This is a genomic window from uncultured Alloprevotella sp. (assembly GCF_963536905.1).
In the GTDB taxonomy this organism is placed as follows: domain Bacteria; phylum Bacteroidota; class Bacteroidia; order Bacteroidales; family Bacteroidaceae; genus Alloprevotella.
Window position 1 is genome coordinate 13,412 of record NZ_CAUTBW010000032.1, and the last position, 16,492, is coordinate 29,903.

At 46.2% G+C, this 16,492-nt stretch carries 14 protein-coding genes; 2 read left to right on the plus strand and 12 right to left on the minus strand.

Translation table 11 applies throughout. The annotated features are described in order from the left end of the window. Positions 1–356 precede the first annotated feature (356 nt). The 12 genes from ABLA33_RS06860 to ABLA33_RS06915 all read right to left on the minus strand — a co-directional run bounded on the left by ABLA33_RS06860 (position 357) and on the right by ABLA33_RS06915 (position 14,537). Positions 357–2,210 carry a DUF349 domain-containing protein gene (locus ABLA33_RS06860; protein ID WP_347719732.1) on the minus strand — a complete coding sequence of 618 codons (1,854 nt, stop codon included), beginning with the start codon at positions 2,208–2,210 and terminating at the stop codon, positions 357–359. Positions 2,211–2,525: 315 nt separating this feature from the next. Further along, the gene (locus ABLA33_RS06865; RefSeq protein ID WP_311490232.1) at positions 2,526–3,452 is read right to left on the minus strand and encodes a magnesium transporter CorA family protein; all 927 of its coding nucleotides are present in this window, start codon (positions 3,450–3,452) and stop codon (positions 2,526–2,528) included. Positions 3,453–4,322: 870 nt separating this feature from the next. Next, positions 4,323–5,636 carry an ABC transporter permease gene (locus tag ABLA33_RS06870; protein ID WP_347719733.1) on the minus strand — a complete coding sequence of 438 codons (1,314 nt, stop codon included), beginning with the start codon at positions 5,634–5,636 and terminating at the stop codon, positions 4,323–4,325. Positions 5,637–5,648: 12 nt separating this feature from the next. After that, complete coding sequence (locus ABLA33_RS06875) at positions 5,649–6,590, minus strand: ABC transporter ATP-binding protein (protein ID WP_347719734.1); 942 nt, start codon at positions 6,588–6,590, stop codon at positions 5,649–5,651. Between the two features lie 24 nt (positions 6,591–6,614). Then, complete coding sequence (locus ABLA33_RS06880) at positions 6,615–7,922, minus strand: TolC family protein (protein WP_347719735.1); 1,308 nt, start codon at positions 7,920–7,922, stop codon at positions 6,615–6,617. A gap of 44 nt (positions 7,923–7,966) precedes the next feature. Further along, complete coding sequence (locus ABLA33_RS06885) at positions 7,967–9,103, minus strand: efflux RND transporter periplasmic adaptor subunit (protein WP_347719736.1); 1,137 nt, start codon at positions 9,101–9,103, stop codon at positions 7,967–7,969. A 46-nt stretch (positions 9,104–9,149) separates the two neighbouring features. Continuing rightward, positions 9,150–10,400: an ABC transporter permease gene (locus tag ABLA33_RS06890; RefSeq protein WP_347719737.1), complete on the minus strand. Its 1,251-nt coding sequence runs from the start codon at positions 10,398–10,400 to the stop codon at positions 9,150–9,152. Between the two features lie 4 nt (positions 10,401–10,404). Continuing rightward, complete coding sequence (locus ABLA33_RS06895) at positions 10,405–11,661, minus strand: ABC transporter permease (RefSeq protein ID WP_347719738.1); 1,257 nt, start codon at positions 11,659–11,661, stop codon at positions 10,405–10,407. 29 nt (positions 11,662–11,690) lie between these two features. Beyond that, complete coding sequence (locus ABLA33_RS06900) at positions 11,691–12,395, minus strand: ABC transporter ATP-binding protein (RefSeq protein WP_347719740.1); 705 nt, start codon at positions 12,393–12,395, stop codon at positions 11,691–11,693. Continuing rightward, the gene (locus ABLA33_RS06905; RefSeq protein WP_347719739.1) at positions 12,392–12,748 is read right to left on the minus strand and encodes a GntR family transcriptional regulator; all 357 of its coding nucleotides are present in this window, start codon (positions 12,746–12,748) and stop codon (positions 12,392–12,394) included. Before ABLA33_RS06905 ends, ABLA33_RS06900 begins: the two co-directional genes overlap by 4 nt. A gap of 72 nt (positions 12,749–12,820) precedes the next feature. Further along, positions 12,821–13,639 carry a hypothetical protein gene (locus ABLA33_RS06910; protein ID WP_009347313.1) on the minus strand — a complete coding sequence of 273 codons (819 nt, stop codon included), beginning with the start codon at positions 13,637–13,639 and terminating at the stop codon, positions 12,821–12,823. Positions 13,640–13,700: 61 nt separating this feature from the next. Next, positions 13,701–14,537, minus strand: coding sequence for an ABC transporter ATP-binding protein (locus ABLA33_RS06915; protein ID WP_347719741.1), 837 nt, complete (start codon positions 14,535–14,537; stop codon positions 13,701–13,703). A gap of 719 nt (positions 14,538–15,256) precedes the next feature. Between ABLA33_RS06915 and ABLA33_RS06920 the strand changes: the two genes are divergently transcribed. Both ABLA33_RS06920 and ABLA33_RS06925 read left to right on the plus strand, forming a co-directional pair. Then, the gene (locus tag ABLA33_RS06920) at positions 15,257–15,682 is read left to right on the plus strand and encodes a transcriptional repressor (RefSeq protein WP_311491342.1); all 426 of its coding nucleotides are present in this window, start codon (positions 15,257–15,259) and stop codon (positions 15,680–15,682) included. Positions 15,683–15,709: 27 nt separating this feature from the next. After that, positions 15,710–16,258, plus strand: coding sequence for an NADH peroxidase (locus tag ABLA33_RS06925; protein WP_183693776.1), 549 nt, complete (start codon positions 15,710–15,712; stop codon positions 16,256–16,258). Positions 16,259–16,492 lie beyond the last annotated feature (234 nt).

Consider the following 16,492-nt stretch of genomic DNA (forward strand, 5'->3'; position numbering starts at 1 on the left):
TTGTTCTGTACATCCGTCATTAAGGATAAATAACTATTATTCCTGTCCTGTCCCCTTTTTTGCCTTTCTATATATCGCAGTATTTTTTTCGCGGTCTGGAATGTCCTCACTGGCTTTTTCTTTTGTATCGTCCCATGTCGCCCTGAACTATGGCGTTGATGGGCCATGATTGGTGTTTCCAACTTAGCATCCCTCGCACGTGCTCCAATGCTTTTCAGACATTACCGTCCACGATGAGCAATGGTAGTAGAAAGAGTAAGTGAACAACAAGCAAAATTTGCATCTTCTCCTTCTAACAGAAAAAGGATACTCCAAAACGGGAGTATCCTTTTATGATATTGTAGCGTCAGAATGGTTTAGTCTTCTTTAGCTTCTTCGTCCTTCTTTGTTTCTGCCTTAGCTTGTTGACGGATTGCCTTAATTTTTTCGGTAATCTCGGTCAAATCTTCCTTTAGGCGAGCCACTTTCTTCTCGATGTCAGCAACAAGCGAATTGCCAGAGGAAGATTTTGCACTGAAGAACGAAAGGTTTGTTTCATAGTTCTGAATCTCGGCCTTCTTAGCTTCGAATGCAGCTTGGAGACGTGCGCGTTCACGATCGAGTTCGTTACCAACCTTCTCGCTTACCTTACGACGGAAATTGTCTACATGGCGGCGACGTGCTGAGACATGAAGCTGATCATAGAGCTTGTCGCAGATAGCACGATACTGCTGGTAGATTTCCTCTTTCTTGCGGAAAGGAACATGGCCTACCTCATTCCAACGTGCTTGCAAGTCGCGCACCTTTTGCAACAGATCATCGCCAGTTTCAGTGAGCAAGTTGGTAAGTTCAGCTATGATAGAGTTCTTCTTCTCGAGATTAGCTTCTTCCTCGCGTCGCTGGTCGCCAGTGGCTTCGTTCTTTTTGTCGAAGAAATAATTGCAAGCTTCGTTGAAGCGTTTCCAAATGGCCTCGCTCACCTTGTGGGGTACAGGACCAGATTCCTTCCATTGCTTTTGCAGTGCAATGAGTTTGTTGGTCGTAGCAGCCCAATCTGTGCTCTCTTTGAGGGCTTCAGCAGCCTCTGCCAATTTGTTTTTCACTTCGATGTTGGCACTAAACTTCTCGCGCTGTGTCTTGAAGTGTTCGGCCTTACGCTGGAAGAAACGATCGCAGGCGGCGCGGAAACGTTCGAAGATTTGCGTATTGTCTTTTTTCGGAGTAAAACCAATAGTGCGCCATTCAGCTTGCACCTCCAGTACGCTCTTGGTGAGTTTGTCCCAGTCGGTGTTACCCTTCACATTATCAACGTCGATAGCTTCCACTTTTTCGCAGAGCGCGGTCTTGAGTTTGAGGTTTTCTTCTTCCTTCTCTTTGAGTGCTGTGAAATGGTCTTGATGACGCTTGTTCACCACTGTTGAAGCCTCCTTGAATCTATTCCAAACTTCCTCGCGGTGCTCTTTATCAACAGGACCTATCTCGCGAAACTCTTGGTGGTATTGCTGGAGCTGATGGAAGGCAGAAATCACATCAGATTCTTCTGCTAATTTTTCCGCAGCCTCACAGAGGCGCAATTTTGCTTCGAGATTCTTTTTAAAGTCGTATTGGCGTGCTTCATAGTTGAGATGGAGCTGATCATAGAACTGTTCACAGTAGAGCTGATAAGTCTTCCACAGCTCAGTAGCATTCTCAGCTGGAACCTGCTTAATCTCTTTCCATTCAGCTTGAAGCTGTTTTACTTTTTCATAGTTCTTGTCGGCCTCTTCAGGAGAAGCGGCAGCCGTTTTGATTTCCTCAATGATGGCTTGTTTGCGCTTGAGGTTTTCTTGCTTTTCAGCCTCCTCTTCAGCAGCCGATTTGGCGCGAAGTTCGCGAATCAGGTTGTATTCTGCCTTAAAGGTTTCTTCATCGGCATCGGGAGCTGGCTTGAAATCTTCAGCAGCACCGCCGTTTTTAACAAACTCCTCGCGAGCAGCCACAACTTCTGCGCTGTGATAGCGATAGTAAGCCTGCTTGAGGGCTTCGAGGTCGGGGCGACGGATGTTACCACCTTCTTGGGCTATTTCTTTCAGACGCTCCAAGACTTCTGCCTTAGTGGCGGGGGCGGGGCGTTCGGATTCAGCAACTTGGGCTTGCGCCTCAACAGCTTCTGCCGCTACGGGGGCAGTTTCCTTAGATTGAGCCTCTACAGACTCGTTCTTTACTTCTTCAGTAGTCTTGTTTTCGTCCATTGTAACAACGTATAAACAATTTAATGTGAGAGAGATGTAAATTTTCTTCCGATGTATATACTTTAACAAGGGGACATAGCATCGGACACTTCTTTTTTATCGTTGCAAAAAAAGTTATTTTTTATGTATTGGCAAAGTTTTTTCAAATCTTTTTGCCTTTTACGAGCCGAGGCAAGAAAAAAACGGACAGTTTTCATAAAAAAGGTGCAGAGACAGTTACACTTTCTGCTTGTTTTCTCAACAAGAGTAGAAAAACTGTCTTTGCACCTTGCTTTTATATATAATATAGGTATGGAATTGCCCCACCTTATGGCATCAAATCCATGTGCGCTTGCGGAACAACCAATAGAAAATTCCAGTGACAACGAGCGAAGCCAACACCACGATGGGGAAGCCCCATGCCCAAAGCTCCATGCCGTTGATGAGGTTCATACCAAACAAACTGGCGATAAGCGTGGGAAACATCAAGATAATGCTGACGCTGGTCATCTGCTTCATCACGCCCGACATATTATTGTTGATAATATTGGCGTAAGTATCCATTGTCGAATCAAGAATGTTTGAGTAGATATTGGTGGTTTCCCGTGCCTGATTCATCTCAATGTTGACATCCTCGATGAGGTCAGCGTCCAACTCATCCACAGGGAGCTTGAACTTCAGTTTACTCAGCAGTGTTTCGTTACCACGAATGGAGGTGATGAAGTAGGTCAAACTATCTTGTAGACGGCTCAAACCAATAAGATCCTCATTGTCGATGCTATGATCAAGGTTGCGCTTGGCGTCTTCAATCAGCACGTTGATTTGTTTCAAGCGTTTCAGATACCACACCGCACTGGAAAGGAACAGTCGGAATACGAGATCCACGGAGTCGGTAAAGCCACTATTACGTTTCTGCTGATAGCTGACGAAATCAATCATCATATTGGTTTCGTAGTTACACACCGTCACGCAAATACCTTTGTTGATAATGATACCAAGCGGGATTGTTGTGTGCGGGGTACGGCTTCGCACTTCCTTCACATAAGGAATACGAAGGATAATCAGTGTCCAGCCCTCGTCATATTCGTAGCGAGAGCGCTCATCCTTATCTCGGATGTCGTCAAGAAAGTAAGTAGGGATTTCAAGTTCGTTGAAGAGAAAATCTTCATCATCGGGAGAGGGACACGTCACTTGTGTCCAGCAGTTTGGTTCCCATTTCTCAATCGTGCGCAGGCCCTGATTGATATTCCAGAATGTTCGCATTAGGCTTTCCTCCAAGTTTGTTACGACGGGGAAACACCTTAGAGCGAATCCCTGTCTTGTCAATCGTTATTTTCCGCGTGATAATCGTCCATTTGTGGTCGGTAGAGAAGCGATGCAAGCTCCAAAATTGATATTTCTTTGAGCTTTCCAGAAGCTGTTGAAGAAATATCGGAGCGGGACACAAGTGCCGCAGAGCATTGACTTCGTCTGTAATTTGATTTTAGTGCCACAAAAGTAATACTTACGGATTGAAATAGCAAACGAAAGGCTGGAAAACCGCTATTTCTCTGAACTGCATCAACTTTTCTTTTATCTCCACTTACTACCCTTTATCTTTACAATCTACATTTCTCAGATAGAATCGAAAAAATTAAAGAATCTTTCAAAAACAGCTGGGTAGCCATAAAAAAGAGTTTTTGTCGAAAACTTTATCTCAAATTTTCAGAGAAAAAAGCGGAAAATGCACCTATTTCCTACAAATTTAGTGCTCAACACGTGCCAAAAGGCCTCTTTTTTCCTTATTCTGTCAGCCGGCACAATAAGGGTGTCAGCTGATAGCCTTATTGCGTTTCCAAATTCCCTTATTGTATCTATTGAAAGCCTTATAGGACAGGTCAGATCTATCGGACACTCCAAACGATTCCCTTACTTCAAGTTGCATTTCGAGCGATTCTCGGAATCATAAAACACGAAGATTCTTGACGAAAACTTTCAAAAAAAACGAATATATCAGCACAACTTGCGGAACAGATAAAGAGCTATTAGTGGGGAACACTCCTTTTGAGCAGAAAAATAGTCCGCAACACATTTTCTTATGCGCTGCGGACAAAGGAGTAGAGAAATATTTTTAGAAGTGTGAATACTTCTTACTTATTTGTATCTCAACCATTTTATCATCTCTTTGAGAGAGGGTTTCTTACCATACATCAAGATGCCAACACGATATATCTTGGCGCCTACCCATACCATGCCGATGGCAGAAGCATAGAGAAGCACGATGCTGAGAGCTTCCTGCCAAAGAGGAACACCGAAGGGGATGCGCACCATCATAACGATGGGAGATGTCAGCGGAAAGATACTTGCCCAGAAAGCTAAGGGACCGTCCGTGTTGTTAACGCTATACATGGCGGCATAAAGTCCGAAAACCATGATAAGCGTGACGGGCAGCACGAACTGGCTACTATCTTCTTGCTCATTAACGCTAGCACCTACAGCAGCAAAGAAACTTGCATAGAGCAGGTAACCTCCGATGAAGTAGAGCACAAACATCAACATCAGTTCCAGATAAGGCAGATTCTTCAAGGCGGAGAGAATCTCAACAGTATCGCCCGACACTTCGCTCATAGGCATCTGCGATGCTGCTCCCATCATCGGCTGACTCGCAGCTGCCGACTGCATGACTTCAGGACCAAAGATGGCTGTGGCTACAGTGAGGATAATCGTGAACAAGATTCCCCAAATGATGAGTTGAACAAAGCCAACAAGGGCTATACCTATGATTTTTCCCATCATGAGCTGGAATGGTTTGACGCTGCTCACCATGAGCTCGACAATGCGATTGGTTTTTTCTTCTATCACGCTTTGCATCACCATACCGCCATAAGCCATGACAAACATATAGATGAGGAAAGTGAAGATGAAACCTGCTCCGATAGCTATTTCAGTATTGGAGGAAGTCGCTTGTCCCTCTTTGTCCCACTTCACTGTAGAAATATTAATATCTCGATCTATGTCGTCGATGATTTTGTCCAATTCTGGCACACCAGAGGCGGCAAGTTTGTCCTTGCGCACTTGCTCATTGATTTGCGACTCTACATAGGAGAGCAGACCTCCCGAAACTTCTTTCCGACTGAAAATGGTGATAGCATTCGGGTTCTTACTCAGATCGGCCGTTATGTTCACAACGGCTTCAAAAGAAGAGCTGTCGGACTTCATATCGGGAAGGACTTTGGGCATCAACACGAAATGGAACGTTTGCGTGTCCTTCAGCACGGGGAAATAGTGACCCGTATTGTCGACAACGGCAATGTTGGACTGCTCATCGTTCTCGATAGTGGAAAGCCACAGCGGCACCATAACGAGTGCGGCAAGAATAAACGGCATCAAAATCGTGAGTACGATGAAACTCTTCTTCTTTACGCGCTTCAGAAATTCGCGCTGGATGATAATCAGAATTTTATTCATGATGATGCTTGCTTATTTGTTTTCAATTTGTTGATCAGCCCAAGTGGCGTCTTGGCCTACTACGTTGAGGAACACATCGTTCATCGTGGGCATTTGCTCGGCAAAACTGCGGATTTCAACTTGGCGCGCCAAAGCTTCCACCAGTTGGTTGTTGTCCACAGCTTCTGCTTTGCGCAGCGAATAGCGATGAACGCCGGAAATGCTTCTGTTGCCGATGATGCTAAACACGCCGTCGACAGGTTGGAGAGATGCGCTGGTGGTCACGAGGTCGTAAAGCCCAGTGCGGAACTGGCTCTTCACTTCTTGCACATTGCCTTTGAGCACCACCTGAGAGTGGTTGATGAGCGCGATGGTGTCGCAGATTTCTTCCACACTACTCATATTGTGAGTGGAGAAGATAATGGTGTGGCCTTTCTCTTTAAGTTCGAGAATTTCCTGCTTGAGTTGCTCGGCATTGACGGGGTCGAAACCAGAAAAAGGTTCATCGAAAATGAGCAAATCGGGTTCGTGGAGCACCGTGATAATGAACTGCACTTTCTGAGCCATACCCTTGGAGAGTTCCTCTAACTTCTTCCCCCACCAAGGCATGATGTCGAACTTCTCAAACCAGGTGCGGAGACGCATCTCGGCTTCGCTGCGCGAGAGGCCTTTGAGCTGTGCCAAATAAATAGCTTGTTCGCCCACTTTCATTTTCTTGTAGAGTCCGCGCTCCTCTGGCAGATAACCTATGCGCTGCACGTCGGTGGGTTCTTGCAGTCGGCCATCAAAAAAGACTTCTCCCTGATCGGGAGCTGTTATGCGGTTGAGGATGCGGATAAGGGTGGTCTTTCCCGCACCATTCGGGCCCAAGAGTCCGAAGATTTGACCGCGAGGTACTTCCACACTCACATCGTTGAGTGCCGTATGTTTGGCAAAACGCTTCACGATGTGACGGGCTTCCAAAAAGTTTTCCATAAATAAATGAATGCTTATATATTGTTATTGTATAGGCGTACCCTTGTAGAAATCAAGGATGATGTTGCGAAACACGTATTCGTACTGAGCATTGATGCGGTTGGTCTGCGCGGTGGCATACTTCGTCTTTTGCTCGTTATATTCTGTGGCATTGGCCTTCCCGTATTCAAACTTTTTTGTCATCATCACGAAACTCTCGTGAGCCACTTCTTCTGCACTGCGCGAAGCTTCATATTTCTTCTGTGCTGCAACGGCGTTGTACCAAGCTGTTTGTATCTCTTTGTACAAATTCTTCTGCGCCAGATCGAGCTGCACACGCTGTCCCTCGTAGTTGATTTTAGCCAAACGGATGCTATTGCGAGTTTGGAAATGGTCGAAGATAGGAATACTTAAAGATATACCTATACTCTTATTGAAGTTATCCTTAAACTGACGCCCAAAAGCGGGATTTGTGCCTCCATTGACATGGTAATAAGAAGTACCAATACCGCCGTTGAGAGAAAGAGTTGGCCAATAGCCTGCACGGGCTATATCGATGCTTTTCTGCGCACTTTCGATACGCAACTTCTGTGCGCGGATGGAGGGCTTACTCATGACGGCTTCTTCAAATATCGCCTCCGGATTTCCACCTACTGGTTGTGGCTGCATCATTGCGGGCGCGATGACGTCGAGGGAGTCGGGCGTGCTCATCTCTATGAGTTGGCTCAAATCGAGCAGCGCCAGTTTGTAGTTATTCTCATTCTGAACAAGTGCAAGTTCGTCCTGCGCCACAGTGTTCTTGGCTTCGTTCACCTCCAGTCCGCTTGCTTTCTGCGCGTCATACACTCTCTGAATGCGTTCATACTGAATGCGGCTGAGCGAAAGTTGTTCTTTAGCCACATTGATCATTTCTTTCTGATAGAGTGCCTGCAGATAGGCTTGAGCAATCTGCACACTCAAATCCTCACGCACTTTCTCCAAGTCGGCCGTTGCAGCTTGGAGATTGAGTTCGGCTTGCTTCTTCTGATTAGGAATGCGAAAACCAGTGAAGAGCGGCAGAGAAGCACTGACGCTTACGCCTGTGCTGGCCGTGTTGCGGCTCACGTAGGTGTTTTGTGCCGTCAGACCGCGCCCGAAACTAAAGCTCTGATTTGCACCACTACTTACTTCGGGTAACCGAGCATTCTTGGCCGTTGAGAGGTTCACTTCTTCCTGCTGACGTTGTAGCGCACTCTGTTTCACCTGCACGTTGCGATTGAGCGCATAATCTATGCACTCACGCAGCGTCATAGGTTTCTGAGCCACTGCCGTTAGGGACAGCAAACTCATTATGGATAGGATGATTCGTTTCATTAGTCTTGGATTTTAAGCATGAGCTTCAACTTATGAACTATGCTTTATTTTTCGTCAGTTCCTTTACTGGCTTGGATGGATTCTTGCGCTTTCTGATTGCCACGCACCTTCTCTCCTTTCTTCAGACCGGAAAGAATCTGGATATACATACCATCACTCACACCTGTCTTTACCTCTCGTTTAGCAAACGTTTGCGGTGTGGCAGCCGTAAGCACCTGCACATAGGCGCGTCCGTTCTCATAAGTCACTGCACCTTCAGGAACAGAGAGCACATTGGTCAGACGATCCAGCACAATCTCGGCATTAGCGCTGTAGCCTGAACGAATGTTGACTCCGTGGGGCATCTTCACCGCTGCCTTGATTTCAAACTTATTGGCGCTGGACGTAGTGGCTGCTTCCACCTTCGGAGAGATGTATTCCAAAGTGGCCGTAAATGATTGGTCTTGCAGAGCGCCCACTGTAATCTTCATAGGCATTCCCGTGTGAACGCGCCCTACCTCGGTCTCGTCTATCTGACCTTTGAAAATAAGGTCGCCCATATTCGCGACAGTGGCAATCGTAGTACCATCATTGAAGGAGTTCGACATAATTACGCTGGTTCCGACTTTCACAGGAATGTCGAGAATCAGACCGTTCACAGTGGAGCGGATGAGCGTGGTGCTCATCTGTGCTTGAGAGCGCGACACGCCGTTCTTTGCTATCTCGTAGTTGTCGTTGGCTGCTAACAATTCCTCCTTGGCTTGTCGGTAGGTCTGGCGTACTTTGTCGTATTCATCGGCAGATACCAACTGCTCATCATAAAGTTTCTTTTCACGCTGATAATCCACCTTTGCTTGTTCCAGATTAACTGTAGCTAAACGCACACGGCTTTCAGCGGAGGAGAGCGACTGCATGTCGGGAATCACCTTTACTTTAGCGATAATTTCGCCTGCTTTCACTTCTTCGCCTGCCTGCTTGCAAAGCTCATAGATAACGCCCGAAATTTGCGGTTTAACAAGGACTTCGTCGCGCGGCTCTATATCGCCGGTGAGCACACTGGTTTTCTCGAGTGTCCGCTCCTGCACATCGTAAGTTTCATACTCTATGACTTCTGGCTTCGACTTCTGATAGAGGAATACGAACGTTCCGATGAACAATACCACTGCTACAACCAAGAGCAGGATTTTAAAGAACTTCTTCATAATATCTTTTGTTTGTTATTTACTGTATTAAAATGATGGATTTGTATTATTCGTCCGTCAAAGCCTCAATGGGCTTGATGGCTAAAGCGCGCAAACTGGGAGCTACACCGGCCAGAGTGCCGAGCAACATTAAGACGCCAAAGGCAGACAGGGCCATACCAAACGATAACTGAAACTTAGCTTCGACTCCCGTACCTGCTGCAACGCCCATCTCTACGGCTTGCAAAATCAGAACGGAGATAACGATACCCAAAAGGCCTGCAAACAGAGTGAGCACCAAGCTCTCGGCCATTATCTGCCACAGAATGTTAGAGGGGCGGGCACCAATGGCGCGGCGAATACCTATTTCTGTGGTGCGCTCCTTCACAGTGACCATCATGATATTGGAAACGCCTATCGTACCTGAGATGAGCGTGCCGATACCAATGAGCCATACGAGGAAACGAATGCCAGCGAAGAGATTGTCAATGACTTGGAACAACTTCTCTAAGTTGATAGAGAAAAGCGCTTGATCGTCATCGGGGGCAATAAGGTGTTCTTCTTTTATCACTGTATTCACCGCTGCTTCAATCTCTGTAACGGTGTGTCCAGGGGCTGCAGTGTAGACTAACATATCGGCGCAGTCGCCTTTCTGGTAGATTTTCTGAGCCGTAGTAAAGGGAAGCATTATGGTTTGCTGCGAATTACCACCGCCCGTACCGACGTTCGACTTCATATTACTCACGCCCACCACTTCATAATAGATAGAATCCATCTCAATAAACTTCCCGCAAGGGTTGGGCGTATCGGGGAACAGTTCCTCGCGGACGCGCATACCAATAACACAAACCTTTCGCCCCTGATCACAATCCGTCTGATTGATAAAGCGCCCATATATTATATGAGGATTCTCCATAGCAGCATATTCAGGGTTCACGCCCTTCACTGTTCCATATGTAGTTTTATCCTTGTAACGAGGTGTTGGATTCTCTCCCAATATCACTGGTTCACAGAGGTCTATGCCCTTCACTCTATGTTTGAGCAATTGAGCATCAGCAGCACGCAAATTCCACTGACGTCCGCTCTGCAAACCTTTATAAGTCTTCGTTGTCTGCCCAGGAATGAGAAAGCAAGAATTTTGTGCAATTCCTTCAAAGTTTTTCGCCATCAAACTTTCCAGTCCCTGGCCTCCACCCATCAGCAGAGAAAACATAAAGAGTCCCCAGAATATACCAAAGGCCGTTAGGAAACTTCGCGACTTATTGCGCATCAACGTTTCGAACGTCTCCGACCATTTGTCTAAATCGAATATTCTCATAATTTTAATGTGCATTAAGTGCTTCTATCGGTTTCACTCTCACAGCTTTCCACGCGGGGAAAAAACCTGCCACCAATCCTGCAACTATCAACACGGCCAAGGCTTCTATTGCCACAGCCATATCGACCGTTGGATTGAGAAAAGTGTACATAGTTTGGTCGGCAACAGTCAGAGTTTCCTGTCCGGCCGTAGCGTTGAGATATTCCGTCATCAGAATTCCGCACACAAGACCTATATAGCCAGAGATAGCTGTGATGATGACGCTTTCGAGCAAGACGCTGCGCAGAATGCTCCACGAACGTGCACCCAGCGCTTTGCGGATGCCGAACTCATGGGTGCGCTCTTTCACTGTGATAAGCATAATATTAGAAATGCCCACTACTCCGCTCAGCAAAGTCAAGAGACCGATGACCCATAGGGCGGTGTTGAGATACCCCATAGCTTTGTCGGTTTCTTCTGCTCCAACAGCCGTATTAAACATCCATATTGCCCCTTCATCTGTGGGAGAAAATGAGTGGAGCCCAGCTTCTGCCTTTTTGAAATCACGTTGGAAAATACTGTCATCGGCAGCATCGGAGATATTGCGAGTTCGGAGCGTTAATTGATCCACCTTTTGTCCCTTCTTATAAATGAGTTGCAACGTTGTGAAAGGAATGTGTCCTTCCATTCCTCCGAAGCGGCCTTCATCGCTAAAGATTCCTACTACAACATATACATTACCGTCCACGCGCAACGACTTTCCGATGGCATCTGAAACCGTCGAAAAAAACTGCTTCGCCGTTTTCTCGCTCAGCACAATAACCTTGCGGCGCTCTTCCATATCTTTGTTGTTGATATAGCGCCCATAAATAATTTTGAGTTTATTGATATGCTCATTGGCAGGATAATAGCCTCCGAGCGAAGCTGAGAAAGAGCGGTCGCCATAGCTCATCGTTCCGCCGCTGAGCGAAATTTGCCCAGCAGCTTCCGTAACGCGGTCGCTGAATTGTCCGTTGGCCATGCGGATATCGCGGTTGTCGAGTTGAATTTCTCGACCTTTTTCCCAACCACCATACGCTTCGTCTGTTATTCCAGGATACACCTTCACAACATCCATAGCCATTCCGCCTCGATTGGCTTTGAAAGCATTGATAAGTCCGTTGCCCGAACCAAGCAGCGTGATGAGCAGGAAGATACCTACGCTGACGGAGAGTCCCGTCAGGGCTGTACGCAGCTTATTAAGCTTCAGATGCGTCCATATTTCTCCTAAATCGTCAAACACAATCGTTTTGTTTTTGGATGAATACTTCCTTATTTCAGATAGGGCTGACCTTCCATCGTCTTGTTCTCTTCAATCTTTCCGATGATGCCGTCCTTGATATGAATCACTTTATGCGTACGATAGGCCACTCCGCTTTCGTGGGTCACCACCACGATGGTCATGCCCTCTTTCTCATTGAGGTCGCGCAGCAGCTGCATCACTTCCTCACTCGTCTTTGAGTCGAGTGCGCCGGTAGGCTCATCGGCCAAAATTATCTGGGGATGAGTGATGATGGCGCGGGCAATGGCCACACGCTGCTTCTGACCGCCGGAGAGTTCGCTGGGCAAATGGTGCGCCCACTCCCTCAAGCCCAAGCGCTCGAGGTACTCCAGCGCCAACGCATTGCGCTTGCGGCGACTCACACCTTGATAGTAGAGCGGAAGAGCCACATTCTCCATAGCGTTCTTAAAGGGAATGAGATTAAACGATTGGAAGATAAAACCAATCATGCGGTTGCGATAATCGGCAGCCTTCGTCTCGCTGAGGTTTTTCATCAACACGCCGTTGAGCAGGTATTCTCCTTCGTCGTAGTTGTCGAGGATTCCCAAGATATTGAGCAAGGTGGACTTACCGCTACCACTGGCTCCCATGATGGACACGAACTCTCCTTTCTTTATGTCAAGAGAGATACCTTTCAACACGTGAAGGGGCTGTGCGCCTTGATAGGTCTTATGGATTCCGTCAAGGTGTATCATCGTTGTTTGTTCCATTCTGTTTGGATTTGGTTAAAGTCAATTCCAAGCAACTTCATTTGTCGGAACACTTCGGGTAAGGTTTCGTCCATGAATTGCTTGCGGTTGGATTCGCGGATATGCTCTATCGCATCGGGCGACACGAAATAGCCCATACCGCGTTTATTATAGATTACGCCTTGGTTAGACAAATAATCGTAAGCCTTAACGGCGGTGTTGATATTCACCTCCAAGAGCGCGCTATATTCGCGAACGCTGGGAATACGCTCGTTGGAAGAAAACTTTCCAGCAAGGATCTCTTCGGATATTCGCTCAGCTATCTGCAAATATATGGGATTTGCGTCTTTGAAATTCATAACACAATCATTTTTTTCTACATTCTTTAGCTCAGGGCGTGGCTCTCAAGGAGCAGCACTACTGGCAAAAATTTAGAAGTAGCGATACTGAATGACCTGCTTGCGGCAGAAAAGCCAGTAGCTAAGGGAGAAGAACACCGCTGCACTGAGGGCTTGCAAACCCAGAACAACAAGAGCTACATATTGATACGAGATGTGTCTCGGTATATACAGCCAAAAATAAGGACTCACCAAAGAGAAGGCTACAACCACTACTCCTACAATAAATTGAATGATGAAGCCCAACAAAATAATCTTCATAAAGGGATGCTTATTGAAGAGCGCACTGGCAAACATATTTAAGGCTATCCCGTTGAGAATAGAGAGAAATATATACAACGTTGGAACTATGCTCGGAAAAGTATAGCCTCCTTCATCGAAATTCATTTGAATAAATGTCAGTGTCAAAGAGGTCCAGTTCAAGAGCAAGCTGGGATAATCTTTTCCTAACATCCAACCCAAGAGTAGCCACAGACCGTCGGTGATAAGATACAGAATAATAGCAAAAAAGATATACCCAAATATCAGGATAATAAAGCGAGAGACAAAACGCTCGGCATTGGTTGCTGGCAGCATACCTGCGGCGATACGCCCACCCCGTGTTGTCTGGTCGGCACACAATCCAGCACATACATAGGAGAGACCGAAATATGTGATATAATAAATAAAGATATTCAAGGAGGCTGCCAGTGCCGCAGGATTATCAGAGGAGGATACTACACCACGACCAAACCACACAACAAACATATAGAGGGAGAAGAGCACACCAAGGGTGATCATATATCCTTTTTTGTTCTGACCAAGATCGCGCTTGATAAGCAGGCCGAGGCGCTGAAAACTGAATGATTGCATATTTGTATTGTTTAAGTTGAAAAGTTTGTTTTTGACTATGTAGGAGCTGCTGCCGATTCTTTCAAGCGCGCAAATGCTTCAACAAGTCTTTTTTTAGCATAAAAGCATTGAAGAGTAGTTCCAGATTGATGGGCGTATCCTTTGTTCCATCGTTCGGAACTACCACAGCCACGCCTTGCAACGAGGGTTGAGCATAGAGAGCATCGTCTACGGAGGCACCCATCGGGCGGAACTCGAAAGCCAACTGTTGCGTAATCTCAGCCACGGAGGCATTGAGGAAAACTTGCGAATTGTCCATGATAATGATATGGTCGAGTAGCGAATCGATATCGCGCACTTGATGAGTGGAAATCACAATCGTTTGCTCCTCACTCATGTTGGAGGAAACCACCTTGCGGAAAATGCTTTTCGAGGGAATGTCTAAACCGTTAGTAGGCTCATCCATCAGAATGAGACGCACCTGCGTGGCGAGCGCAAAACTCATAAAGGCTTTTTTGCGCTGCCCCATGGAGAGCTGGTCGAGGCGCAAATCATCGGTGAGTTCAAAATCGGACAAACATTGCTGCAACACCTCTTGAGAGAAACGCGGATAGAAGGGAGCGTTCAGTTTGACATAGTCGCGAAGGCATACAGCGGGCAACTCCACTTCTTCAGGCACGAGAAATATCTCGCCAATAATCTGGGGCTGATGCGCACGAGGGTTGCCGCCCATCACCTCAACCGTGCCGCCTTGCGGCTGCAACAAACCACACATTATATATAATAGCGTACTCTTTCCCGTACCGTTCTTTCCGAGCAGACCATAAATGCAGCCTGGCTTTAGTGAGATGGAGAAATCCGTAAACACTGGGCGATATTTCCTCCCATAACTGAACTGAAGATTCTCTATATTTACCATAGTAGTTTGAGTATAATAGTGTACTACTTTAATATTACACTTCAAAACTAAATACTTGTTTTGAACTCTGCAACTATTTAGAGAGATTTTTTTCAAAAAACTTTTCGCGGTACAACTGAGATGGTCTTCAACCGCGCAAAGAAAAGGGCCGCTTTCCTTGATTTTGTCTAAAAACTTCTGAATCTACACGACTGAGAATCGCTTGAAATCCAACATAGAATAGAGATGCCTGCAAAGAAAGACTGCAGAACTGTCTGCCCAATAAGGTTGCTGACAAATACAATAAGGCTGTCGGCCAACATCCTTATTGCGTCAGTCGACACCCTTATTGTGCAGGTGGACAGAATAAGGAAATCGACGGAGAAGATTCCTCTTTTTCTCCAACAAGAATCATTTTTTAGCTGGACACAATAAGGAAATCTGAAAATTCCAACTAAAAATCGAAAATTGAAAAGCTGAAATTTTTAGCCACATATACTCCTAATAATAAACAGCCTCTGTTTTAACATTTAGATGAATAAGGCCGGATGTAAACAGAATAGGCAGTAAACGTAGTCATCTTTATATATACGCGCGTAGCAAATAAGACCGTCCAACCATCGAAGAAAGAAAAAAATTAGGTCGCATACGATTTTTTTCGGCAGAATACTTGCACGGTTCAAAATAAGTATGTAATTTTGCATCAGTTTTAAGATTGTAACGATTACAAATAATAAATCATGTCAAATAAGCAAGAAACATACGACTACCTCCTCAAGCACGGCATCAAGCCCAGCATCCAGCGCTTGGCAGTGATGGGCTACTTGCTAGAACATCGTACGCATCCTGCTGTTGATGAGATTTATAACGCACTGAAAGCAGAAGTCCCCACCCTTTCCAAGACCACAGTTTACAACACACTGCGTCTTCTCGTGGACAACGGGGCTGCCATGATGCTCCACATTGATGAAACAAAATCTTACTTTGATAGTAACATGGAGCCTCATGCACATTTCTACTGCACCCAGTGTGGGCGCATTTACGACATCCCAGCCACCACGCGACGGATGCGCAATAGCGCCGATCTTCCACAAGGTTTTTCGGTAGCAGAAACGGAGCTAACCTTCCGAGGTGTATGCCCCCACTGTGAAGAAACAAAAGCATAACATAACAATTTAAAGATTTACTACATTATGAAGAAAAAATTCGTTTGTACCGTTTGTGGCTATGTTCACGAAGGTAATGAAGCACCGGCAGAATGCCCCGTATGTCACGTTAAAGCTGACAAGTTCAAGGAAGTGAAGGAAGACGAACTGAACTTTGTTGTTGAGCACAAGATTGGTGTTGCAGCTGACTGCGACGAGGAGATGAAGAAAGACTTAAATGCTCATTGGATGGGTGAGTGCAGCGAGGTAGGTATGTACCTTGCTATGAGCCGCCAGGCCGACCGTGAAGGCTATCCCGAAATTGCTGAAGCTTTCAAGCGCTACGCTTTTGAGGAGGCTGACCACGCTTCAAGATTCTGCGAACTGCTCGGCGACAATGTTTGGGACACTAAGACCAACCTCTACAAGCGTATGATTGCAGAGTCTGGCGCATGTGAAGATAAGAACCGCATTGCTAAGCGCGCAAAGGAACTCGGCTTGGATGCTATCCACGACACAGTTCACGAAATGGCACGCGACGAAGCTCGCCACGGACGCGGCTTCGCTGGTCTCTACAAGCGTTACTTCGATAAATAAATTCCATTTGAATTCCGACGACTGCCACCTGATGTCTCACAGGTGGCAGTTTTCTTTTTCTGCTCTCCAAACACAGAACCACTATCCTCTGCCGCGCAGTCGTCATATTTATTAGGAAGAAATATTCCCCATTATGGGGAGAAATCAATATCTTTGCGAAAAATTATTGCACAACTATGGCACAAGGAAAAGTTGACGCCCTGCTGGGCATTGTCTTTGGTGACGAAGGCAAAG